The organism is Streptomyces sp. NPDC047061 (genome assembly GCF_040643955.1).
Taxonomy (GTDB): domain Bacteria; phylum Actinomycetota; class Actinomycetes; order Streptomycetales; family Streptomycetaceae; genus Streptomyces.
Genome location: NZ_JBEYVI010000056.1, coordinates 19410 through 42833, shown reverse-complemented (window position 1 = coordinate 42833; position 23424 = coordinate 19410). Strand labels below are relative to the sequence as shown.

At 70.9% G+C, this 23424-nt stretch carries 17 protein-coding genes and 3 pseudogenes; 10 read left to right on the top strand and 10 right to left on the bottom strand.

Annotation, left to right across the window (positions count from 1 at the left end):
* Positions 1-24: 24 nt before the first annotated feature.
* Both ABZ887_RS45760 and ABZ887_RS45755 read left to right on the top strand, forming a co-directional pair.
* On the top strand, positions 25-495 hold the full coding sequence (locus tag ABZ887_RS45760; RefSeq protein ID WP_361304614.1) for a hypothetical protein: 471 nt from the start codon (positions 25-27) through the stop codon (positions 493-495).
* A complete protein-coding gene (locus ABZ887_RS45755) occupies positions 492-2582 on the top strand; it encodes a M48 family metalloprotease (protein WP_361304611.1) in 2091 nt (696 codons plus the stop codon). The genes ABZ887_RS45760 and ABZ887_RS45755 overlap by 4 nt, the downstream gene beginning before the upstream one ends.
* Positions 2583-2709: 127 nt before the next feature.
* Here ABZ887_RS45755 and ABZ887_RS45750 read toward each other — a convergent pair whose 3' ends face one another.
* A complete protein-coding gene (locus ABZ887_RS45750) occupies positions 2710-3561 on the bottom strand; it encodes a zinc-binding dehydrogenase (RefSeq protein ID WP_361304608.1) in 852 nt (283 codons plus the stop codon).
* Here ABZ887_RS45750 and ABZ887_RS45745 point away from each other — a divergent pair.
* Positions 3515-3823: pseudogene (locus ABZ887_RS45745) on the top strand (TetR/AcrR family transcriptional regulator); the annotation flags it as partial. The gene ABZ887_RS45750 and the pseudogene ABZ887_RS45745 sit on opposite strands and share 47 nt — an antisense overlap.
* Positions 3824-3888: 65 nt before the next feature.
* Here the strand turns inward: ABZ887_RS45745 and ABZ887_RS45740 are convergent.
* Positions 3889-4098: pseudogene (locus ABZ887_RS45740) on the bottom strand (hypothetical protein); the annotation flags it as partial.
* Positions 4099-4482: 384 nt separating this feature from the next.
* Between ABZ887_RS45740 and ABZ887_RS45735 the strand changes: the two are divergent.
* From ABZ887_RS45735 to ABZ887_RS45725, 3 genes are all read left to right on the top strand, one after another.
* Positions 4483-4998, top strand: coding sequence for a hypothetical protein (locus ABZ887_RS45735; protein WP_266557461.1), 516 nt, complete (start codon positions 4483-4485; stop codon positions 4996-4998).
* 339 nt (positions 4999-5337) lie between these two features.
* Positions 5338-6339: a histidine kinase gene (locus tag ABZ887_RS45730; RefSeq protein WP_361304604.1), complete on the top strand. Its 1002-nt coding sequence runs from the start codon at positions 5338-5340 to the stop codon at positions 6337-6339.
* Positions 6336-7058 carry a response regulator transcription factor gene (locus ABZ887_RS45725; RefSeq protein WP_361304601.1) on the top strand — a complete coding sequence of 241 codons (723 nt, stop codon included), beginning with the start codon at positions 6336-6338 and terminating at the stop codon, positions 7056-7058. The genes ABZ887_RS45730 and ABZ887_RS45725 overlap by 4 nt, the downstream gene beginning before the upstream one ends.
* Positions 7059-7638: 580 nt before the next feature.
* On the opposite strand, the gene ABZ887_RS45720 is transcribed toward ABZ887_RS45725, so the two are convergent.
* Both ABZ887_RS45720 and ABZ887_RS45715 read right to left on the bottom strand, forming a co-directional pair.
* Entirely contained in the window at positions 7639-9834 is a 2196-nt protein-coding gene (locus ABZ887_RS45720; RefSeq protein WP_361304598.1) for a 2Fe-2S iron-sulfur cluster-binding protein, read from the bottom strand.
* A 107-nt stretch (positions 9835-9941) separates the two neighbouring features.
* Positions 9942-10676 carry a siderophore-interacting protein gene (locus ABZ887_RS45715; protein WP_361304595.1) on the bottom strand — a complete coding sequence of 245 codons (735 nt, stop codon included), beginning with the start codon at positions 10674-10676 and terminating at the stop codon, positions 9942-9944.
* Between the two features lie 165 nt (positions 10677-10841).
* Between ABZ887_RS45715 and ABZ887_RS45710 the strand changes: the two genes are divergently transcribed.
* Together ABZ887_RS45710 and ABZ887_RS45705 are read left to right on the top strand one after the other, a co-directional pair.
* Positions 10842-11510: a TetR/AcrR family transcriptional regulator gene (locus tag ABZ887_RS45710; RefSeq protein WP_361304592.1), complete on the top strand. Its 669-nt coding sequence runs from the start codon at positions 10842-10844 to the stop codon at positions 11508-11510.
* Positions 11511-12359: 849 nt separating this feature from the next.
* Positions 12360-12989: pseudogene (locus ABZ887_RS45705) on the top strand (transposase); the annotation flags it as partial.
* Between the two features lie 456 nt (positions 12990-13445).
* Here ABZ887_RS45705 and ABZ887_RS45700 read toward each other — a convergent pair.
* Both ABZ887_RS45700 and ABZ887_RS45695 read right to left on the bottom strand, forming a co-directional pair.
* Positions 13446-14774 carry a TRAM domain-containing protein gene (locus tag ABZ887_RS45700; protein ID WP_361304589.1) on the bottom strand — a complete coding sequence of 443 codons (1329 nt, stop codon included), beginning with the start codon at positions 14772-14774 and terminating at the stop codon, positions 13446-13448.
* Positions 14775-14928: 154 nt separating this feature from the next.
* The gene (locus ABZ887_RS45695) at positions 14929-16974 is read right to left on the bottom strand and encodes an APC family permease (RefSeq protein ID WP_361304586.1); all 2046 of its coding nucleotides are present in this window, start codon (positions 16972-16974) and stop codon (positions 14929-14931) included.
* Positions 16975-17337: 363 nt separating this feature from the next.
* On the opposite strand from ABZ887_RS45695, the gene ABZ887_RS45690 reads away from it, so the two are divergent.
* Entirely contained in the window at positions 17338-18009 is a 672-nt protein-coding gene (locus tag ABZ887_RS45690) for a TrkA family potassium uptake protein (protein ID WP_089104280.1), read from the top strand.
* Complete coding sequence (locus tag ABZ887_RS45685; protein WP_351713759.1) at positions 18009-18680, top strand: TrkA family potassium uptake protein; 672 nt, start codon at positions 18009-18011, stop codon at positions 18678-18680. The genes ABZ887_RS45690 and ABZ887_RS45685 overlap by 1 nt, the downstream gene beginning before the upstream one ends.
* 74 nt (positions 18681-18754) lie before the next feature.
* Here the strand turns inward: ABZ887_RS45685 and ABZ887_RS45680 are convergent, their stop codons facing one another.
* The 4 genes from ABZ887_RS45680 to ABZ887_RS45665 form a co-directional block, all read right to left on the bottom strand.
* On the bottom strand, positions 18755-19537 hold the full coding sequence (locus ABZ887_RS45680; protein WP_361304582.1) for a DUF3159 domain-containing protein: 783 nt from the start codon (positions 19535-19537) through the stop codon (positions 18755-18757).
* Positions 19538-19540: 3 nt separating this feature from the next.
* Positions 19541-19939, bottom strand: a complete 399-nt coding sequence (locus ABZ887_RS45675; protein WP_089104283.1) for an OB-fold nucleic acid binding domain-containing protein — start codon at positions 19937-19939, stop codon at positions 19541-19543.
* Between the two features lie 94 nt (positions 19940-20033).
* A complete protein-coding gene (locus ABZ887_RS45670) occupies positions 20034-20720 on the bottom strand; it encodes a response regulator (protein ID WP_361304578.1) in 687 nt (228 codons plus the stop codon).
* A complete protein-coding gene (locus ABZ887_RS45665) occupies positions 20717-23275 on the bottom strand; it encodes a sensor histidine kinase KdpD (protein WP_361304575.1) in 2559 nt (852 codons plus the stop codon). Before ABZ887_RS45665 ends, ABZ887_RS45670 begins: the two co-directional genes overlap by 4 nt.
* Positions 23276-23424 lie beyond the last annotated feature (149 nt).

Below are 23424 nucleotides of genomic sequence, written 5' to 3'. Positions count from 1 at the left end.
CCGCTGCCAGAGCCGGAGTCGGCGGTGCCGGTTCCCGGGCCCGGCGGGTGGGCGGCCGTGGAGTCCCTGGGGCGTGCCGTGTTCGCGGTGCTGGACACCGACGGCCGCGCCGACTACGCGGAGTGGTTCGAGGAGTTCCGGGAGGATCCGCAGGGCGTGGTGAAACCCGCGCTCACTCCGGCCGTCAGTTCAGGAGTGATCGTCACCTCGGCTCTCCTGTACGTGCTCCCGGTGGCGGCCTGGCTGGTGAAGATGGTCGCCGAGCGCCTCGCGGGGCAGGCCGTGGACACCCTCGGCGAGACCGTCCGGGCGAAGATCGGACGCCTGCTGGAAGACCGCCGCGGCGGGGCGGCGCCCGCCCTGGACCCGGACGAGGAGCAGGTGGCCCTCGCCGCGCTGGCGGCCTGGGCCCGGAGCGTCGGCGCCGACGCCGAGCAGGCGGGCACCGTGGCCACGGCCGTCATCGCCGTCCTGCGCGCCGGAGGTGCCGGTTGACGGCCGGTGACGACCGGCAGCGCGGGGTCCTGTCGCCCACCGGCGCCCGCTATGTACTGCTGATCGTCACACTGACCCTCGCGGGCGCGTTCGCGGGGCAGGTGATCCACAATCTGGTGCTCGGCCCGTCGTGGGCCGCGGCCGTGCTGAAGTGTTCGGGCAGGGGCGCCGCTCTGTTCCCCGACTCCGCCTTCGACCGGGCGCTGTACGTGTCCCGCTGCACGGGACCGGTGCAGCGCCGCGAGGCCGAGGTCTCCCTGGTGGGCTCGGCGGCGGTACTGCTGCTCGGACTGGCCGGTCTGTGGGTCCTGCCGCGCCGGCTGCTGCGCCGCGCGGGTCCGCTGAAGGCCGTACCGGCGCGCTGGCAGGAGCTCGCCGACCGGGTCGCCGCCGAGATGGGGGTACGGCGTCCGCCGCGACTGGTCTGGGGCGCCGCCCCCGTCCGGGAGGCGTTCGTGCTCGGCCGGGGCGGGCGCTCCCGCGTCGTCCTGCCGCGCGGCATCCGGCTGCTCCCCGAGGCGGAGGCGGAGGCGATCGTCCGCCATGAGGTGGGGCACCTCGCGGCGGGCGACACCGTTCTGGTCTGGCTCACCCGCGGCCTGTGGTGGGCCCTGCCGCCGGTGCTGCTCGCCGCGCCCCTCGTCGCCGCCGTCCAGGGCTGGCGGCTGCCGGAGACGAGCCCTGTGCGGATGCTGTCCCACCCGTTCTGGGCCGAGTACGGCGCGAGGGCCCTGGTCCTGCTGGTGGTCGCCGCGCTCGTCACTCAGCTGATCATGCGGTCGCGGGAGCACGAGGCGGATCTTTCCGCCGTACGAGGGCAGTCGGTCGCGCTGTGGGAGTCTCTGCTCGGCGGGGCGCAGCCGACCGGGAGGCGGAGCTGGCTCGACCGGGCGCGCGCCAACCACCCCACCCACGACCGCCGACTCGCCGTACTGCGCGCGCCGCTGACGCTGCTGCGCCCCAGCCTCCTGGACACCCTTGTGGTCGGGCTGCTCGCGGCCGTCCTCCTGGACTCCATGGACGGCCTCGGCAACCTCCTCCTCAGCGGCACCTCGTGGAGTTCGGCACCGGTCGGCGCCCTGTCCGCCGGGCTGTTCCTGGCCGTCGGCTGGGGCATCGCGGTGTGGCGCGACACCCAGGCCCGCGGCGGCGCGAACAGCGGGGCCCTACGGTGGCTCCACGCCGCCCTGGGCATGAGTGCCGGGGCCGGGCTGCTGGTCCGGTTGCAGAGCACGGGGACCACGGCCAGCGGGCCGATGCGGGGATGGCCCCTGCTGATCGTGCTGCCGCTCGCCGTCATGGGGGCGGCCTCGCTCGGTGCCGCGTTCGCCCGTCTGTGGAGCAGCAGGCGCGGTGCCGAACGCATCGCCTTCCGGGACCAGTTGGCCGTTGTCACCGTCAACGCACTGCTCTTCGGCGGCGCGTTGTGGCTGGCGATGGACTTCTGCACGATGCTGAAGGCGGCGTTCGCCGAGCCGGTGCCGTCCGCGGCGCTGCTCACCGGCCCCTACTCGGCATCGAGCGGCACCCGTGCCGTCGGGTTGGCGGCGGTCGCCGCGACGGCCCTGTGGGCGGCCCTGCGCCGGGCCCGGCCGCTGGACAGCCACTGGCTCCCGGCGCTGGGCGTCGCCGGTGCCGTCGTCGCCTCGGCGGTGACCCGGCTGGGGTACCGGCCGTCGGCGATGCCGCGCGACTGGACCGCGACCTGGCAGCTCGACGTACTGACCGCGCTGTGCGCGGGGGCGGTCTGCGCCGTCGCACTGGTCGTCTGCCGGGGTTCGGACGGTCTCGGCCCCGCCCTGTACGCGGCCCCGGCGGCGTCCGTACTCACGGCCACCGTGCTGTGGGCGGCGCGCTTCGGTTCCTGGCGGCATCCCTTCGACGTGTGGGCCACGGTCCTGGTCGAGGGCTCGCTGTCCGGTCTCGTCGTCGTGCTCGTGGCCCTGGCCGCGCCGGCCGGGCTGCTGCCCGCGTGGGGCGCCGGGCGCCGGACCGTGACCGGCGGCGCGGCGGCCGTCACCGCGCTCGCGGCGACCGCTGCCGTCGTGGCGCTCGAACACTTCGGGGACGCCGTGCTGTTGCGCTGAACCGACGCCGACGCGCCGAACCGCTCGACCGCGACGCGCCCGGCCCGCCCTCGTCAGCGCCGCCTCGACCAAGCCCGGTAGGGCTCAAGTGCTCTCAGAGGGCAATTCGCCTAGATCAAATGCCCTCTCAGAGGTCGATGACAACCTTGCCCTTCACGCGCCGGCCGGCCTGGAGCTCGACCGCGCGGCGGATCTCCTCGATCGCGAAACTCGCCTCGACAGGCACGTGGAGTCGACCCGCCACAACCAGGCGCGCGATCTCTTCCAGGGCGCCGGGAGCCGCGTTCGCGCCGTTGGCCGCCGTCACGCCGTCGATCTGTGCTGCGATGGTGCAGATTCGCTTGTCCGGGACGCCGAGTTCCCGTGCGACGTGCACGGTCTCCTCTCCGTGCAGGTCCATGGCGGCGGTGACGCCGTCGGGAGCGAGGGCACGGACCCGGTCGGCCAGGCCGTCGCCGTAGACGACCGGTTCGGCTCCGAGTTCGCGCAGGTAGTCGGGCGAGGACGGCGATCCCGTCCCGATCACGCGCGCTCCGGCGATCCGGGCGAGCTGGACGGCGAACACCCCGACCCCGCCTCCGGCGCCGCCGATCAGCACGGTGTCGTCCGGACCGGGGTTGATCGCGGCGAGGGCGGCGGATGCCGTGCGGCCCGCGATCGTGAGGGTGGCGGCGATGCGGTCGTCGACGCCGTCGGGCGTGTGGTGGGCCTCGTTCGCCGCGGTGTCCCCGGATGAGTCGACCACCACGCAGTCGGCGACCGCGCGGGACAGAGCGCCCCCGAACGCCCGGTCGCCGTGCGTGAAGCCGCTCACCCCGTCGCCGACCTGGTCGACCACTCCCGCGTAGTCGGTCCCGAAGCCGACCGGCAGGGTCAGGCCGAACCGGGCGGCGGTGTCCGCGTCGGCGGTCATGAACCAGTCCATCGGATGGCGCTGGATGGACTTGTTCGGGGACTGGGTCGCGACCAAGAACGGCATGCTCGACACGCTGCTCGCGATGATCGAGTCGGGTGAGATCGCCCAGGCGCAGACTCGGACCGAGCTCCTGACGGCCATCACCAGGATGCTCGACGCCGGCCGCGCGGCGGGCGACCTCCGCTCCGACGTCACCGCCGAAGACATCGCCGCCGCCCTCATCGGCATCTTCACCGTGGCCCCCCGACCCGAGCGCGAAGCTCAGGCCGGTCGCTTGCTGAACCTCCTGATGGACGGCCTCCGGGCCACGGACCGGCCAGCCTGAGCCCGGATCGAGGCCGACGCATCTGGGCTCTGCCCGACTGGCGCCAGGCGGCTGCTGACCGCCGATTACTGCTGGTCGTCGGTGAGAAGCTCGGTCAGCTGGGCGTCCACCAGTCGTACCTGCTCGGTGAACGGCTGCAAGGTGGCGGTGACGTCCGTGAGTTGCTCGTCCTCGCCGACGTCAGCGTCGGTGACGACCAGCTCAAGGTTCTGGTCGATGATGCGCATGTGCAGCCCTTGGAACACACCGCGCAGGTGGGCGACGGCCTGGTTGCCGCCGCGGGTGCCGCAACTGGCGACGGCGGCGGGCTTGTCGCGCCACTCCGCGTACGCGGGCGAGCCCGGTGAGGTCGTAGTTGAGCTGGGCGAGGATTCCCTCATCGCGCCAGGAGGCGTAGTGCACACCACTCATTCATGGTCCAGAGGCCGAACTGCGCGACTCCGCACGGGTGATCGCGGGGGCGGTTCGGCCGCGGGGACGGCTCCCGGTGCCGGTGCCACGGGCGGACGACCCGGCCCGCGAGCTCTACCTGCTCGGCCACGGGCTGACGTAACCCAGGCGGTCTCGTGCGTCAACCCGTGGGTTGACGCCAGGTATCAACCCGGGAGTCAACCTGCGGGCCGAGGCCGTGCGGCGCCGCGGGCGGCAAGCTCTTCCCCATGACGACGACTGACTACCTCATCTCCGCCGCCCTGATCCTTCTGGTGATTCCGCAGATGCGCGGCGGCCGTCTGACGCCCCGCACGCTCCTGCTGCCGCTGGTGTCCGTCAGCGCCGCGGCCGCGCACTACCTTCATTCCTTCCCGACCGAGGGCCACGACGTCCAGCTGGACCTGTTCGGCGTCACGATGGGCATAGTGCTCGGTCTGGCCAGTGGTCTGGCCACCCGCGTCAGCGTGACCGAGGACGGTGCCGCGTACTCCAAGGCCGGGTGGCTGGCCGCCCTTCTGTGGGTGCTGGGCATGGGCGCGCGCTCGGCCTTCGTGTACTGGGCCGAGCACAGCGGCGCTCACAGCATTGCGCAATTCAGCCGCGACAACCTGATCACCGGCACCGCCGCCTGGACCGCCGCGCTGCTGCTGATGGCCGTCACTCAGGTGGTATGCCGCCTGGTGGTGGTGCGCGTCCGGGCCTACCGGCTCACCTCCCCCCTTGTCACCCCCGCCGTGGCGTGAAGCGTGGCACCCAGCAGACCACCGCTCGCAACACAATCCGCCCTGGCCCGGTTCCGCGTTCGCGGGCCCGGGCCGGGCTTTGCGATCAGCGGCGCAGCGTGCATCTATTCTTCAGAAGTGACGGACATACTTCAGCCGACGGGCCCGGTCAGTCCACGGCTGGCGGTGGCTCTTGCCAGTGCCCGGGAGCGACGCGAAGGCAGGGGCCGGCGTATGCAGCCCGTGTTGTGGGGAGTCATGGCCGCCGTCGCAGTCCAGTCCCTGCACGCCTCCCCCGCCCCCGGCGTCAGAGGCAGGCACCTGGCAGTCACCCTGGTGCTCGTCGGCTGTCTGCTGCCCATGGCCGCGGTCGCGTCGAACCTGTGGCCCCTCACCGGTCGTCCTGCCCGCTGCCTGGTGTTCTGCGTGCTGGTGGACGGCTTCGGGTTTGCTCTGGGTATCCTGCAGCCCGGCTCGATGTCCACCCTGCCACCGTCCGTCGTGGTCCTGGTGGCCTTCCTCATCCTGGAGCGACGGGCGGCCACTGTGCTCGCGGCCGTCGTCATGGGCTGTCTGACCGGGGCGGCGGCCGCCGGGTTGGACGGCGGTACCGACAACTTCCTGCATCAAATCCTGTTCGGCGTCATCCTGGCCGTCGTGGGCATCGTGGTGCGGCAGTCGATCATCAACGAGGTGGCCGTCACCGTGCTGCTGGCCCAGCTCGAGGACGCCCGGGAGGCGGAGACCGAGGCGGCGGCGCTGGCCGAACGCACCCGTATCGCCCAGGATCTGCACGACGTGCTCGCCCATACCCTGTCCGGACTGGCCGTGCAGATACAGACCGCCCGGCGGATGACCCGGCGCGACCAGGTGAGCGGGGATCTGCGGGGGCTGCTGGACCGGGCCGGTGAGCTGGTCAAGGAGGGTGTGGCCGATGCGCGCCGGGCTGTGCGGGCGCTGCGCGGCGAGCGCGTGCCTTCTCTCGCGCGGCTGCCCGAACTGGTCGAACGCTATCGGGTGGACCTGGAGCTCGACGTGACGCTGTCCGTGATCGGGCCGCACCGGGAGCTGCAGCCCGACGTTGGTGAAGCCCTGTACCGCGGTGTGCAGGAGGCGTTGACCAATACGGTCCGCTACGCACGCGACGCACAGGCCACGGTGACGCTCAACTATGAGCCCAGGGCCACCATCCTGACCGTCGAAGACCGCCGCGCCGGGCCGGGACCGGTCCGGGCGGCACTGACCGAAGGCTCCGGCCTGGGGCTGACCGGCATGCGCGAACGCGTGACCGGGGTCGGCGGCACCCTGCACGCGGGGCCGACAGCGCATGGATGGGAAGTACGGATGGAGATACCCGCGTGACGGAGCCCGGCGAGGCGGCATCTGACGGCGAGAAGATCAAAGTACTGGTCGCGGACGATCAGCAGGTCGTACGCAAGGGCCTGGTCCTACTGATCGACATGCTGGACGGCATCGAGGTGGTCGGCGCAGCCCGTGACGGTGCCGAAGCGGTGCTGCTCGCCGGACAACTGGCCCCGGACGTAGTACTGATGGACCTGAACATGCCGGTACTCAACGGTGTCGCGGCCACTGCGACACTGCGTGAGCAGGTACCCGGCTGCAAGGTACTCGTGCTGACCACCTACGCCGACGACGACTCCGTCTTCCCGGCACTGCAGGCGGGAGCGCGGGGCTATCTCACCAAGGACGCCGACGACGACGCGATCGAGGACGCCATCCGCAGCGTCCACGATGGCCGTATCTGGCTCGATCCCGAGGTACAGGCCCGCCTGGTCGCGGCCGTGCAGACCAGCGAGGTCGCGCCGCCCGCCGCGCAGCGAAAACAGGCCCACACGCCGCAGACTCCCGCACCTTCCGACGTTCTGACCCCGCGCGAGACCCAGGTGCTCACTCTCATCGCCCGGGGCCTGTCCAACGCGGAGATCTGTGCCCGGCTCGTCGTCAGCCCGGCCACGGTGAAGACGCACATCAACCGCATCTTCGCCAAGATCGGCGCAGCCGACCGTGCCCAGGCCGTCGGCTACGCCTATCGCAACAACTTGGTCGAGCCCTGGGACTGAAGACGCCACGACGGCCGGCGGCGGGCAATGGCCCGCCGCCGTCCCGGTTCGGCGACGTGGCAAGGGCTCTTCGTCATCAAAGGGACGATCGGTCAGGGAGAGCAGGCGCACGGAGCAGCCGGTGTCCCGTTTCATTCGATCTTGCCGTCAGGTGACAGAGTGACCTGCGGAGATGCAAAGTCGAGTGAGACGCCGAAGCCCCGCCGTCTCACCTGTTGTTGTCGGTCGCCGAGCATCCCGCACATGCCTGCGGAGCCGACCTGACCCAGGAGAGCGCCCCGCCGGAAAACTCGATTCGGCCACTATGGCCGCGCATGACCGCGCTCGTCCAAGTGCAACGACACCTTGCGGGCTTGCTCGCTGCGGGAAGCCCCGAGAGCACGACGAGCGCGGGGGCGCCGGTCCCCTCCGCCGATCTGCGCGCGATGGTCACCATGATCTTCCGGACCTGGCCCGAAGCCCGCCCGTACGCAGGCACATCGTTCCTGGCCGCCGTGCTCGACGCCGAGCATGCTTCCCGCACCGCGCAGGCCCAGCCCATGCTCAACACCGCCCGCCCGCGCGGTCACCACGCAACTCATCAGGAATCGGGCTGTTCTGGTGCGATGTCCAGGACCACCTTGGAGAGCGGGCAGCTAGTGCAGGCGAGGATATACCCGTCCGCTTTCTGCTGCTCATTCAGGCAGTTGGGCTCGGCCTGGGTGACCTGGCCACTGCGCAGGCGGACCACGCACTCGCCGCAGTTGCCGACGGTGCAGGAGTGCTCCATGGCCACGCCCGCAGCCAGGCCTGCTTCCAGCAGGGTCTGGCCCGGCGCGACCGTGGTGGTGACCAGCGGCCGGCCGTCGTCCCAGACGGTCATCTCCTGCGCCTGCTTCACCCCGCCGCCCGGTGCCTGGCCCGCAGTGAAGCGCTCCTGGTGCAGCCGGTCGTCGGGGATCTCCAGCCGCCGCAGTGCCTGCTGGACGGCGGCCATCAGCTGCTCGGGCCCGCAGACGAAGAAGTGGGCATCCCCCGGCGGCAGGGCGCTGACCCAGGACCGGATCTTCTCCTCGTTCAGCCGGCCCTCGTCGGCACTCAGCACGTGGGTGACGCCGAGGCGGTCGGGACGGGCGGCGGCCATCCGGTCCAGCTCGTCGCCGAAGATGACGTCCTGGCGAGTGCGGCTGCTGTAGAGCAGCGCGATGGAACCGCTGGTTTCGGCGGACAGCTGGGTGCGGATCATGCTCATCATGGGGGTCATGCCACTGCCCGCTGCTATCAACACCGTCCGCTCGGACGGCGGGCTGACGGCGTGGAAGGTGCCCGAGGGGCCCCGTACGGCGAGCTGGTCACCCACGCGCACCTGCCGGTGGACGTGGGTGGAGAACCGGCCCTCGTCGACGCGCTTGACCATCAGGTGCAATCGGCACTCCCCCGGGATGGAGGTGGCGGAGTAGGCGCGCCGGTAGGGCGCGCCGTCGATGTCGGCGACGAGCGTGAAGTACTGCCCGGGCTTGAAGTCGAACGGGCGCTGGGGCGTCTTGACGTCTTCCAGCACAAGGGTGAGCGCGTCCGCGGTCTCATGGCGCACCTCGGCGACTCGTACAGCGCGCAGCAGCTGCGGCGCAGCGGTCGCGGTCAGGGGGCGGCGCCTGCGCAGCAAACTGCGGCGCCCTGCGGCGGGAGCGGGCTCAAGACCTTCGTAGCCTTCCTTGGCCAGGGAGCTGCGGTAGCCGCGGTCGGCGGCCCGCCGCAGCAGACGGCTGATGCCGGGGATCGCCTGGACTGCGCGAAGCAGGAAGGCGGGGGGACCGCCGTCGGCGGCTGCCGCCCCGGAAGCCAGATGCGCTCCGGCCACGGCCATCATGTCCGGCATCACCGCACGGTCATACCGTGTCCCGGGAGCCCACAGGGCCGCGCGGGCCAGAGCGTCGTTGCCGGTGATCACGGCGTCCTCGACATCGACGACCACGGCCAGGTGCGGAGGCACGCCGCGCAGCGCCATCGTCTGCAGCAGCTCAGGGTCGTCGGTGATCGAGGCGCGACCGTGTGCGTGCAGCACCGCGTCGCGCCCCGGCACGAGGGCCGCCAGGGACAAGCGATCGTCCTGAAGCAGATTGTGCAGGGTGTCGGCGCGCTTGTTCCCCTTGCGGTCGGCGAGGGCGAGCGTGTGTCCGTCGATGATCCGCACCACCGCCGAGCGTTCGCCGCGCGGGCTGGTGTCGCTGCCGCCCGAGGTGTCCCACGTGGACAGAGCAAGGAACGGTGCGGCGTTCAGAAAGTCGGCGATCCCAGGCCCGCCCAGGGGGCCTGCATCCCCGGCCACGACAGGCCCGGGCGCGGCTTCGGTGGCTGGCGGCTGCCACAGCCCCGAGCGAAGAACGGCCTGGGCGCAGTGGACGTACGCCTGCTCGATATCGACGTGGACGCGGCGGCCCCTGGCGGCCGCGGCGCCGTTGACACGGAGGATCTCCCCCACCCCTGGCAGCAGGAAGAACAGCGAGACTCCTCCGGGCACCAGGGCCGACCCGGTGTGCGCAAAGGAGAGCCGGGTGGGTGAGTGGACGTGGGCGAAGCCTGGCGTGCCGCCCACGAACGTCGTCCGCGCGGTACCGGCGGCGTCGCGGTAGCCGAACGCGGCCAGCGGGCTGTGGGCCAGGATGCTGCGACATCCCACGTCGAGCTCGGTGACCTGCTTGAGCATGACCGCCGACGCCGGACGTCCGACGATCTCCTCGACCTCGTCTACCGTAGTAAGCCTGCTTACGGGCGACGCGGACCTGGGCTTATGCATGGGCGCTTCCTCTCACGGGCAAGACAGCGGCGTGCTCTGGTCCCGCCCTCATGCACGTCTGGCGCAGCGATGTGCTCCGCGGGCGGTGCGGGTTGCCGGAGGCGAGTTCAGTCGAGGCCCTTGCGGCCCGGCGCCCAGAACGGCTTGGTACGCACCTGGCGCCGTGACCAGCCGCGTTCCTCGACCAGATGACGCCGGATGAGCTGGATCGTGCGGGCTTCGCCCGCCAGATACGCCACGCCGGGCTCCTCCGGCAGCGGAGGGGCGGCCACCGCGTCGACGACCGACTGCGAGGACGCGGCGGAGCGCCCCTCGCGGTAGACCCAGTCGATGTCCCAGTGCGGGCGGGCGCCGACATCCGCGGCGGGCGCCAGCCGCTCGCTCGGAGTTTGGGTCTCTAGACGGGCGAAAACCTGCACGCCTGCTGGCAGGGCACGCATCATCGGTCCGAAGGCGACCTGGGCGGTCTCCTCCCCGGCAAAAAGATGAAAAGGAGCGTCCCGTGTGGTGAAGGTGCCGGTCGGGCCCAGCAGTATCAGCTCGTCGCCCGGCCTGGTCTCACACGCCCAGCGAGCGCCGGGCCGCTGACCGTGATCGAACACGATCAGCTCCAGGCTTTCGCCGCGACACTCCCATACGGAGCAGGTCCGCGGCGTGCCCACGAGCCAATCGAGCGCGGCCGGGGATGGAGCCACCTGCACACGCACATGCTGACCGGGCGTCCAGTCGGCTCCGGCCAGAGCCGGTCCGGTGAGCGTCACTTTCCGCAGCCGTGGCCCTAGCAGTTCAACGTTGGCGACACGAACCAGCACGAACAGCCGGTCCATCAGACGCCTCTTCACGGACGCCTCCCTTCGAGTGTGAGCAGAGGAGGGGTGGACACCCAGCGCACAGACCGTTGCGAGCCCCCGAGCAGACCCCCTAACTAAACTAAACCGTTCAGTACCCAATTGCAATACTGAACCGTTCAGTACCCGATCGGAGGCGCGGCGGGTACCCTGCATGTCATGCCGACCACACCCCTGACACAGCCCGCGCCGCCAAACGGCCGGGATCTACGGGCAGCCCAGAAACGCGCCGCGATCCTTACCTCGGCGCGTGAGTTGTTCGTGAACCGGGGGGTGGACCACGTCAGCATGGACGCGGTCGCGGCCGGAGCTCAGGTCTCCAAGGCGACGCTCTACAGCCATTTCGGCAGCAAGAGGCTGCTATTCGAGGCAATCCTGGCCGACGTGTCGGAGGCGATGCTCGCGGCGAGCGACGAGGCCCTACGCCTGCGGATCGATGAGGCGGACATCCGCACCCTGGGCCAGTTGGAGCAGGCCCTCGTCCATCTCGCCTCCGACCTGTCGGCAATGATGATGGGCTCGCAGGGTTACGGCGGCTTCCTGACACTGGTCAACCAGCGTCGCTGGCAGTCCGGCGCTCCTGCGGACGAAGTCTCAGCCGAACCGGTCGCCCGCGTGCTGGCCGCGCGGTTCGACCGCTTCGTAGCCGCAGGGCTACTGGACATCGAAGACACCCGCACGGCCGCGTTCCAGTTCGGCGCGCTGACGCTCCTGCTCGTCGAAGACGACCAACTCGATCCACGGAACGTCGCCGAGGACCGGCTGCATCGCGTCGTCGAAGCCGGCGTGCGCACGTTCATCCGCGCCTTCGGCGTCAGCGCCAGGTAGCGGTCAGACACAGCACCGGCGTCGGGTCACAGCCTCCGGACGACGTCAACGGCCAGGACAGCAGGACAGGCCAGCCGCCGGAGCCGGGCCACGCCCACCGGCCGCGGTTCAGACCTGCCGCAGAATCGCCGCGGCTCGCGGTGCCCGGGTGCCACGCGAGGCCGACTGGTGCCCCTGCCAGCCTCCGGCACACGGAACCGCGCCGGTCAGCTCGACCAGCGCATCCGTGCGGGCAGTGAGGCAGTCGTGGAAGCCGGTCCGGCAAACGCGACAACACGGTCATGCAGTCAACACGGACAGCGTCGCACAGCCCGGCCGTGGCGTGATCGAAACGCCCCGACCGCACGCTCGGCTGTGTCGTCTAGCCCGGCACGCCATTGCGCGTCAACTCCCCCTCACGGTAGCGCTGTTGAGAACAGGCCCGCCGCCACCCGGGAGCAGGGCGGGTTTCACCAGGAGCGCGTTCGACGCCATGCGGTTCAGCAGCACCTCCGACAGGACGGCCCTCAGATGTCCTGCCGCCGCGAGACCAAGCCCCTTCTCCCGAGCGCGACCATAGCGCTGCCCGGGCCCTCGGTAGCCACTCGCCCATCCCGACCGTGCGCCCTCATGCAAAACCCAAGGGAGGGCCTCCCGGGCATCTTGCTTCCCTCGCCCTTTCGCCATGACGGTCACCGCACCCGTTCACCGTCCCGGGGCCGGGCCGGGGTCACAAACTCGAAGAGCCCCCCCTCTCGTATCGGTACCGGCACCGATACAGGAGGGGCACCCGAACTCACCCATCTGCGTCAGCACTTGACTGGCGTGGGCTCGGCGATACTGACCGGGCCACCAGCCACCACAAGCACCGTTGCAGTACTGGTGACCGCGGACTCCGCCTACGGCCAGGAATGGCGGCTGCGCCGCATGCTGGAAGAGGCCGGCGTCGGCTACGTCCCGGCCGTGCCGAAGTCCCAGCACGTCCATGCCCTGGGCCGCATCGACTTCGCCATCGCCCAGGCGCCCGACGATGCCTGGGAGCGCCACTCCTGCGGCAACGGCGCCAAAGGCCCGCGCATCTACGAGTGGGCCGCGGCGAGGCTGCCCGCCATCGAGGACTTCGACGGCGATCAGCCCACCCACCAGCGCTGGGTCCTGGCTCGCCGAAGCCTGGCCCGGCCGGACGAGATCGCCTACTACCCGGCCTACGCGCCCAACGGCACCGCTGTCGCCGAACTCGTGCGCGTCGCCGGGAGCCGCTGGGCGATCGAGGAAGCCTTCCAGGCCGCGAAGAACGAGTGCGGCCTCGACCAGTACGAGGTCCGCCGTTATCCGGGCTGGTACCGGCACATCACACTGGCCATGCTCGCCCACGCCTTCCTCGCCGCCATCGCCTCAGCGGCAGCCGAAAAAGGGGCGGCAGAAACGGTTCCGGCGCTCTCGCGCCGCTCACCGTGGCAGAAATCCGACGGCTCCTGGCAGCTGGCCGTCCCCCGGTGACACACCTGCGGCGCACCGGCCACGCACTGAACTGGTCGCGCCGGCGCAGGCGTCACCAGGCCATCGCCAGACGGTGCCACTACCCCCGCCGCATCCGAGGTCACGAGCTTCCACAACCTGACGTGACGTCAGCCGAGTACACTCAGAAACACGGCTCTGACCAGCAGTGATAGCGAACTGCAACTGGAGCACTAAGCCCAGACCAGCAGACCTGGAGCCGTTCCTCCACGGCTGGAGCCCGCACGGACCCCGCTTCTACTGAGCCGCACCCTCACCAAGAGACAGTAAAGAAGGGCTTCCCACAGGAAGCAACTGACCGCCCGTCACCTGGAAGAACGGTCGCCTGACATCCCATCAGAACGTGCGTCAAACGTGCGTCAAACATACGCCGCATGCGTCAAGATATCGCCCGTAACGCCCACAGCGCACATAACGCACACCACCCGAACCTGCAGGTCAGGAGCCCTTTGCCGCAGGCTCAAGGATCGCGACACACTCAACGTGATGCGTCATCGGAAACAGATCGAACGCCCGCAGTGACCGCACCCGGTACCCCCCGTCCCGGAAGTACGCCAGGTCCCTGGCCAGGGCCGCCGGGTCGCAGGCCACGTAGGCGATGCGGCGGGCGCCCAGCGACGCCAGGTGGGCGACCGTGTTGCGGCCGGCGCCCGCGCGGGGCGGGTCGAGGACGATGAGGTCGACCTCCGTGATGCCCGTGCGCGGGAGCACCGACTCGACCTTGCCCTGCTCGACGCGGACCCGGGGGAAGTCGGCGAGGTTGTGGCGGGCGTCCTCCACCGCGCGCTTGCCGGACTCGATGCCGAGGACCGCGCCCTTCTCGCCGAGGCGGTCGGCGAGGGCGCCGGCGAAGAGGCCGACGCCGCAGTACAGGTCGAGCGCCATCTCGCCCTTGCGCGGGAGGAGGCCCTGCATGACGGCGGTGACCAGGGTGTCCGCCGCCTTCGGGTGGACCTGCCAGAAGCCTCCGCTGCCGACCCGGTGGGTACGGCCGTCGGCGCGTTCGCGGACGAAGGCGCGGCCGTGGACGCGGTGGATGCCGCCGTCGTGCTCGTCGACCCGCATCACCGAGACGGGCCTGTCGAGTTCGACGAGGGGGAGGCGGGCGCCGGGGCGCGGCTCCAGGATGACCATGCGGTCCTGGGAGCCGGTCGCGGCGATCGCCTCCACCGCCGCCATGCCCGACCAGTCGCGCTCCTCGATGCCCAGCTCGCTGACGCCCGGCGCCGCGATCATGCAGTGCTCGATCGGCTCCACCTCGTGCGAGCGGTGCCGGCGCAGTCCCGCGTTGCCGTCGGCGTCGACGGCGTACTGCACGCGCGTGCGCCACTGCGGCACCTCGCCCGCCGGGAGCTTGTCGCCCTCCGCCGGCACCACCGTGCCGTCCCAGCCGGCCTCCTCGGGAGTGAGGCCCGCGAGCCGCTGGAGCTGCTCGGCGATCACCTCGCCCTTCAGCCGGCGCTGGGCTCCCGGCTTCGCGTGCTGCCAGTCGCAGCCGCCGCAGCGGCCGGGGCCGGCGTAGGGGCAGGGGGCCGGCAGGCGGTCCTTGGACGCGTCCAGGATGTCCACCGCGTCCGCGCGCAGGAAGCGGGCCCCCTCCTCGCCCTCGGTCACCCGGGCCACGACCCGCTCACCGGGCAGCGCGTGCCGGACGAACAGCACCTGGCCCTCGGCGGTCCTGGCGATGCAGTGCCCGCCGTGCGCGACCGGGCCGACCTCGACCTCGTACTCCGTCCCCACCAGCGATTTCTTCGGTTCTGCCTGCATGGCGGGGTGACTCCAGATCAAGGGGGAGGGAAACGGCCCGGACGAGGGCCGACGACAGCCCACCAGTCTACGTGGTCGCCGGTGCCGGCCGTGCCCGTCCAGAGGGAGCGAGACCGACGCCCTCCCCGTCCGTGCGCCCGCGCTCCCCGCCCCCTCAGCCCCCGCTGTGCTCCTTGGGCCGGTGCTCCGCCGGACCGCGCCGCACCGCGCCCGGTGCGTTCCACTCCTGCCGCTTGCGGGCCCGGTTCCTGGCCACCTCGGAGGACTCCAGCTGGTAGGGCACGGAGGTCACCATCACGCCGGGCGTGAACAGCAGCCGGCCCTTGAGCCGCAGCGCGCTCTGGTTGTGCAGGATGTGCTCGTACCAGTGGCCGACGACGTACTCCGGGATGATCACGGAGACCGCGTCCCGCGGGGACTGGGCGCGCAGGCCCTTCACGTACTCGATGATCGGCCGGGTGATCTCGCGGTACGGCGAGTCCAGGACCTTCAGCGGTACGTCTATCCCGCGCCGCTCCCACTCCTCGCGCAGCGCCTTCGTCTCGGCCGGGTCGACGTTGACGGTGAGCGCCTCCAGGGTGTCCGAGCGCATGAGCTTGGCGTAGGCCAGGGCGCGCAGGGTGGGGCGATGGATCTTGGAGATCAGCACGACCGAGTGGACCCGGGAGGGGCGGACGAGGTCGTCGTCGGGCTCCTCGGGGGCCGAGATCTCCTCGGAGACGCGGTCGTAGTGCTTACGGATCGCGGTCATCGTGGCGTAGAAGATGCACATGCCGAGCAGCGCCACCCAGGCGCCGTGGGTGAACTTCGTGACCAGGACGACGACCAGCACCAGGCCGGTGAAGAAGGCGCCGAACGCGTTGATCGCGCGGGAGCGGATCATGTGGCTGCGCTTGGCCGGGTCCTGCTCGGTGGCCAGGTGGCGGTTCCAGTGCCGGACCATGCCGGTCTGGCTGAGCGTGAAGGACACGAACACGCCGACGATGTAGAGCTGGATCAGGCGGGTCGAGTCGGCGCCGTAGATGACCGTCAGGAGGGCGGCGGCGCCGGCGAGCAGCACGATGCCGTTGGAGAAGGCGAGGCGGTCGCCGCGGGTGTGCAGCTGGCGCGGCAGGTAGCGGTCCTGGGCGAGGATCGAGCCGAGGAGCGGGAAGCCGTTGTACGCCGTGTTCGCCGCCAGGAAGAGGACCAGGGCGGTGGCCGCGGCGAGCACGACGAACAGGAAGCTGCCCTTGCCGAAGACGGCCTCGGCGACCTGGGAGATCACCGGGTTCTGGACATAGCCGGAGCCCAGCGCGACGCCGTTGTGGATCAGGTCGGTGGCCGGGTTCTCGGCCATGCGGACCTTGGTGACCGCGGCGAGCGCGATGATGCCGCAGAACATGGTGACGGCCAGCAGGCCCATCGCGGCCAGCGTGGTCGCCGCGTTCTTCGACTTGGGCTTGCGGAAGGCCGGGACGCCGTTGGAGATCGCCTCGACACCGGTGAGCGCCGCACAGCCGGAGGAGAAGGCCCGCAGGAGGAGGAAGACCAGGGCGAAGCCCGCCAGGCCCTGGTGCTCGGCCTTGATGTGGTAGTCCGCGGTCGGGGCGCGCATCGTGTCCCCGAGGACCAGCCCCCGGAACGCACCCCACGCGATCATGATGAAGACGCCGCCGACGAACACGTACGTCGGGATCGCGAAGAGCTTGCCGGACTCCTTCACGCCGCGCAGGTTCATCAGCGTCAGCAGCACGATCACGGTGACCGCGCAGAGCACCTTGTGCTCGACGACGAAGGGGATCGCGGAGCCGAGGTTCTCGATGCCGGAGGCGATGGAGACGGCGACGGTCAGGACGTAGTCGACGAGCAGGGCGCTGGCGACGGTGAGGCCGGCCTTGGGGCCGAGGTTGGTGGTGGCGACCTCGTAGTCGCCGCCGCCGCTCGGGTAGGCGTGGACGTTCTGCCGGTAGGAGGCGACCACCGTGAACATCAGCACGACGACCGCGACGGCGATCCAGGGGCTGAAGTGGTACGCCGACACGCCCGCGATGGACAGGACCAGCAGGACCTCCCCCGGCGCGTAGGCGACGGAGGACAGCGGGTCGGAGGCGAAGACGGGGAGTGCGATGCGCTTCGGCAGGAGCGTTTCGCCCAGCCGGTCACTGCGCAGAGCGCGCCCGATCAGGATCCGTTTGGGCACGTCGGTCAGTTTGGACACGAGAGAGGATCGTAGGCCTTCGACCTGGCAGTCCTCCAGCCGCAGTACATGATCTGCCTCCAGAGTGAAAAAGGTGACTGCTGGAACTGCGGATTCCGCAGCCTTCGCCCGATCCGTGCCTAGATGGCAGACCCCGCCTGTCTTCGCACTTCGGAGGTCCTATGCCCGCGACCGCAGAGCTGATCGGTGCCACGGTCGCCCTCGTCGGCCTCGGAATCCTCACCGCTTGGAGCGTGCGCAGCATCACTCGGCGATGAGCACGGCAGAGGGGTGCCCGGCCGGGACGGTGCGTGTGTAGCTTGGGCCTCGGTCTGAGACCCTGATGGGGCTGAGCAGTAACTTTTGGACACCGGAAGGACGGTCGTGCACATCGTCATCATGGGCTGCGGCAGAGTGGGTTCCGCTCTCGCCCAGACCCTGGAGCAACAGGGGCACACGGTCGCCGTGATCGACCAGGACCCCACCGCCTTCCGCAGGCTGGGCCCCGGATTCGGGGGCCGCCGGGTCACCGGAGTCGGCTTCGACCAGGACACCCTGCGCGAGGCGGGCATCGAGGAGGCCGGCGCCTTCGCCGCCGTCTCCAGCGGCGACAACTCGAACATCATCTCCGCGCGCGTCGCCCGCGAGATGTTCGGGGTGGAGAACGTCGCGGCCCGGATCTACGACCCCCGGCGCGCCGAGGTCTACCAGCGCCTGGGCATCCCGACCGTCGCCACCGTCCGCTGGACCGCCGACCAGATGCTGCGCCGGCTGCTGCCCTCGGGTGCCGAGCCGCTGTGGCGCGACCCCACCGGCGGGGTCCAGCTCGCCGAGGTGCACGCCTCCCCGAAGTGGGTCGGCCACAAGATCAGCAAGCTCCAGGAGGAGACCGGGGTCCGGGTCGCGTTCCTGACCCGGCTCGGCGAGGCGATGCTGCCCACCTCGCAGACGGTCCTGCAGGAGGGCGACCTGGTGCACGTGATGATGCGGACGGACGACGTCGACAAGGTCGAGGCCGCCTTCGCCGGGGGTCCGGAAGAGGAGGGCGGTCACTGATGAGGGTCGCCATTGCCGGGGCCGGTGCCGTCGGCCGCTCGATCGCGGGCGAGCTGCTGGAGAACGGCCACGAGGTCCTGCTGATCGACAAGGCCCCGACCGCCATCTCGGTCGAGCGGGTGCCGCAGGCGGAGTGGCTGCTGGCCGACGCCTGTGAGATCACCTCCCTGGACGAGGCGGCGCTGCAGCGCTGCAACGTCGTGATCGCCGCGACCGGCGACGACAAGGTGAACCTGGTCGTCTCGCTGCTCGCGAAGACGGAGTACGGCGTTCCGCGCGTCGTCGCCCGGGTCAACAACCCCAAGAACGAGTGGCTGTTCAACGAGTCCTGGGGCGTGGACGTCGCCGTCTCGACGCCGCGCCTGATGTCGGCCCTGGTGGAGGAGGCGGTGTCGGTCGGCGACCTGGTCCGGCTGCTGCGCTTCAGCCACGGCGACGCGAACCTGGTGGAGCTGACGCTGCCCGAGGAGTCGGCCCTGGCCGGCACCCAGGTCGGCGACGTGGAGTGGCCCGAGGACACCTCCCTGGTCACGATCATCCGCGGCACCCGGGTCCTCACCCCGTCCAAGGAGGACTCCCTGGAAGCGGGCGACGAGCTCCTCTTCGTGGCGGCCCAGGCCCGCGAGGAGCAGCTGGAGGACCTGTTGTCGGTGCGGCGGGAAGACAGCTGACGGCAGGCAGGACAACGAAGAAGGGGCGCCCTCCGCGGGGAGGGCGCCCCTTCTCTCGTATCGGCCGTATCTGCCTACTTGCGGTGGCGTCCGCCCGAGGCCGCCTCACCGCTCTCCGCGGCCTGCGCCGCCTTGCGCGCCTCCTCGGCCTCCTCCTCGGCCTTCTCCGCCGCCTCCATCTCCGCGAACACGTCGATCGGCGCCGGCGCCTTGGCCAGGAAGACCCAGGTGAGCCAGACCGCGAGCAGGAACGGCGGGATCTTCAACGCGACGAGCACCCAGCCGAGTTGGGCGGTGTTCGCCCACCAGTAGAGCGGGAAGAGGATCGCGCACTTGGCGAGCAGGATCAGGCCCCAGGCCCAGCTTGCCTTGGCGTACGCCTTCTTGCGGCCGGGGTTGCGGGTGCGCCAGGAGAGGTTCTCCTTGAAGACCGGGCCGAGGATCAGGCCGATCAACGGGACCCCGCACAGGGTCGTGATGATGTACGCCAGCGCCAGGCCCAGCGTGTAGAGCATGCCGGGGAGGTAGAAGTCCTTGGCATTGCCGGTCATCATCGCGAAGACGACACCGAAGACGACGCCGAAGACCCCGCTGAAGGCGTGCTTGACGGTGTCCCGCATGGCGAGGCGGACCACGACCAGCACCACCGAGACCGCGAGGGCGGCGATCGCCGACCAGTGCAGGTCCTTGTTGATGGTGAAGATCGTGACGAAGAGCAGGCCGGGCAGGACCGTCTCGACCATGCCCCGGACACCGCCGAACGCCTCGAAGAGCGCGGCCTCGGTCACCGCCCGCGCATCCTGCGCCCGGGCGTCCTCCGCCTGCGTGTCTTCGGTCGGCTTGTCGAGCGACGTCACCGGCTACTCCCTACCGAGGGGTCTCAGTTCGTACTTGGGGTTGAACAGCACCCGGCGGCCCCGGCTCAGCGAGATCCGGCCCGATGCGATCAGCCTGCGCCCCGGTTCTATGCCCACGATGGAACGCCTGCCGAGCCATACCACGTCCAGTGCCGCGGAGCCGTCGAACAGCTCGGCCTCCAGGGCCGGGACTCCGGCGCGCGGCCGCAGGGTGACCGTGCGCAAGGTACCAGTAACGGTGACGATCTGCCGGTCGTGGCAGTCGCCGATCCGGATGCAGCCCGTGGTGTCGGCGTCCTCGCGCAGCTCCTCCGACTCCAGGTCCTCCTGCGACGAGGAGAGCCGGTCGAGCATGCGCCGGAACCGGCCGGCCGGCTTTTCGGAACGAGGAACAGCACTCATGTCTGAAGCGTACCGGGGCACACCGACACCGCCGTAGTCCAGCTCACTTCGCGACCTGCCTCACTTCTCGGACCGGCTCGCCGCCCGAACCGGATCACTTCTCGAACCGGTACCCCATTCCCGGCTCCGTGATGAAGTGCTTCGGGTGCGACGGGTCCGCCTCCAGCTTCCGGCGCAGCTGTGCCATGTACACGCGCAGGTAGTTGGTCTCCGTCCCGTACGACGGCCCCCACACCTCCTGCAGCAGCTGCTTCTGGCTGACCAGCCGCCCGGTGTTGCGCACCAGCACCTCCAGGAGGTGCCACTCGGTCGGGGTGAGCCGGACGTCCCGGCCGGCCCGGTTGACCTTCTTGGCGGCCAGGTCGACGGTGAAGCCCTCGGTCTCCACCAGGACGTCGTCCTCGCCGCCCCCGGCGACGGGCTCGGCGCGGCGTACGGCGGCCCGCAGCCGGGCCAGCAGCTCGTCCATGCCGAAGGGCTTGGTGACGTAGTCGTCGGCGCCCGCGTCGAGCGCCTCGACCTTCTCGTCGGAGGAGTGGCGGGCGGAGAGGACCAGGATCGGCACCCGGGTCCAGCCGCGCAGCCCCCTGATCACCTCGACGCCGTCCAGGTCGGGCAGGCCGAGGTCGAGGACGATCACGTCGGGGTGGCGGGAGGCGGCCAGTTCGAGGGCGGTACGGCCGTCGGGGGCCGCGTCGACCTCGTACTTGCGCGCCTTGAGGTTGATCACGAGGGCGCGCACGATCTGCGGCTCGTCGTCGACCACGAGCACACGGGTCATGAGGGCGTCCTTTCCGGTTCTGCCAAGGGTTCCGCCACGGCTCGCGCCGCTTCGGTGACCGATCCTGCCGCGCGGAGGCTGAGGACCATGGTGAGCCCGCCGCCGGGCGTGTCCTCGGCGTTCAGGGTGCCGCCCATCGCCTCCGCGAAGCCCCGGGCGACCGCGAGCCCGAGTCCGACCCCGGCGCCGCGCGGAGCGTCACCGTAGCGCTGGAAGGGCTCGAATATGCGTTCCTTGGCCTCGTCGGGCACGCCGGGCCCGCGGTCCACGATCCGTACCTCCACCCGGTCCGCGATGGCGCTGGCGGAGACCAGCACGGGCCGGTCGGGCGGGCTGTACTTGACGGCGTTCTCGACCAGGTTGGCCACCGACCGCTCCAGGAGCCCGGCGTCGGCCTCGACCATCGGCAGGGTCTCGGGGACGTCCAGGTCCACGCTGCCGTCCGGTACCCCGACCAGCGCCATCGGGACCACCTCGTCGAGGTCGGTCTCGTGGACGATCGGGGTGACGGTGCCCGTCTGCAGCCGGGACATGTCGAGGAGGTTGCCGACGAGGTGGTCAAGGCGGTCGGCACCCTCCTCGATGCCTTCGAGGAGCTCCGCCCGGTCCTCCTCGGACCAGTCCACGTCGTCCGAGCGCAGCGACGTGACCGCCGCCTTGATCCCGGCCAGCGGGGTGCGCAGATCGTGGCTGACGGCGGCCAGCAGCGCGGTGCGGATCCGGTTGCCCTCGGCGAGCGCGCGGGCCTGCTCGGCCTCCTCCTGGAGGCGTCTGCGGTCCAGGACGACGACCGCCTGCGCGGCGAAGGCGGCGAGCACCCGGCGGTCCTCGGCGGGCAGCACCCGGCCGGTCAGCGCGAGGGCCATGTGGTCGCCTATCGGCATGTCGACGTCGGCGTCCTCGGGCCGCTCCAGAGCGGGCCCGAAGCCGGCGCGGCCCGCGCAGCTCCAGGGCTCGACGTCGCCTGCCCGCTCCAGGAGGGCGGCGGACTCCATGCCGAAGGTCTCCCGGACCCGTTCGAGCAGCTCCTCCAGGCTGGTCTCGCCGCGCAGCACGTTGCCGGCCAGGAAGGAGAGGATCTCCGACTCGGCGCGCAGCCGGGCCGCCTGGTGGGTGCGGCGGGCCGCGAGGTCCACCACCGAGGCGACGGACAGCGCGACCCCGAAGAAGATCACGATGGCCACGATGTTCTTCGGGTCGGCGATGGTCAGCCGGTGCAGGGGCGGGGTGTAGAAGTAGTTCAGCAGCAGCGATCCGAAGGCCGCCGAGGCCAGCGCCGGGAAGAGCCCGCCGAGCAGCGCTGCCGCGACCGTGAGGGTCAGGAAGAGCAGCATGTCGTTGGCGAGGCCGAGGTCGACGGTGTTCAGCAGCACCGCCATGACGGCCGGGCCGGCCAGTCCGACCAGCCAGCCCGCGATGATCCGGCCCCGCCCGAGCCGCGCGCCCCGGGCCACCGGCAGTCCGCGGCCCTTGCCGGCCTCGCCGTGGGTGACGATGTGCACGTCCAGGTCGGGGCCCGACTCGCGGGCGACGGTGGCGCCGACGCCGGGTCCGAGGACGTACTGCCAGGCCCTGCGGCGCGAGGAGCCGAGCACGATCTGGGTGGCGTTCACACCGCGGGCGAAGTCGAGCAGGGCCGCGGGGATGTCCTCGCCGACGACGTGGTGGAAGGTGCCGCCGAGGTCCTCGACCAGGGTGCGCTGGACGGCGAGTTCCTTCGGGGAGGCCGAGGTCAGGCCGTCGCTGCGGGAGATGTAGACCGCGAGCACCTCGCCACCGGCGCCCTTCTCCGCCAGCCGCGCGGCCCGCCGGATCAGCGTCCGCCCCTCGGGACCGCCGGTGAGCCCGACGACGATCCGCTCCCGTGAGCCCCAGATCGCCGACACCTGGTGCTCACTGCGGTACTGCTTCAGGTACTCGTCGACCCGGTCGGCCACCCACAGCAGCGCCAGCTCGCGCAGGGCGGTGAGGTTGCCCGGCCGGAAGTAGTTGGACAGGGCCGCGTCGACCTTGTCCGACTGGTAGATGTTGCCGTGCGCCATGCGCCGGCGCAGCGCCTGGGGCGACATGTCGACCAGCTCGATCTGGTCCGCGCGCCGTACCACCTCGTCGGGCACCGTCTCGCGCTGGCGCACCCCCGTGATGGACTCGACGACGTCGCCGAGCGACTCCAGGTGCTGGATGTTGACGGTCGAGATCACGTCGATGCCGGCGGCGAGCAGTTCCTCGACGTCCTGCCAGCGCTTGGCGTTGCGGGAGCCGGGGATGTTGGTGTGGGCGAGTTCGTCCACCAGGGCGACGGCGGGGGCCCGGCGCAGTACGGCGTCCACGTCCATCTCCGTGAACAGGGCGCCCCGGTACTCGAGCTCCTTGCGCCGGATCTGCTCCAGGCCGTGCAGCATCACCTCGGTGCGCGGCCGGTCGTGGTGCTCGACGAAGGCGACCACGCAGTCGGTGCCCCGCTCCACCCGCCGGTGCGCCTCGGAGAGCATGGCGTAGGTCTTGCCGACGCCCGGTGCCGCACCGAGATAGATCCGAAGCTTGCCGCGTGCCATGGTTCCCATTGTCTTCCTGCAACTGCCGCCTACGCAGCGTCGACCTTACGGCCAACAATCCGGGCGAACGGGGCAGGGGGCCCGGCAGCGGGCATCTTTGACGCAACCCTGATGGGCGCCGGTACCGCGGGTCCGGCGCCCATCACCGT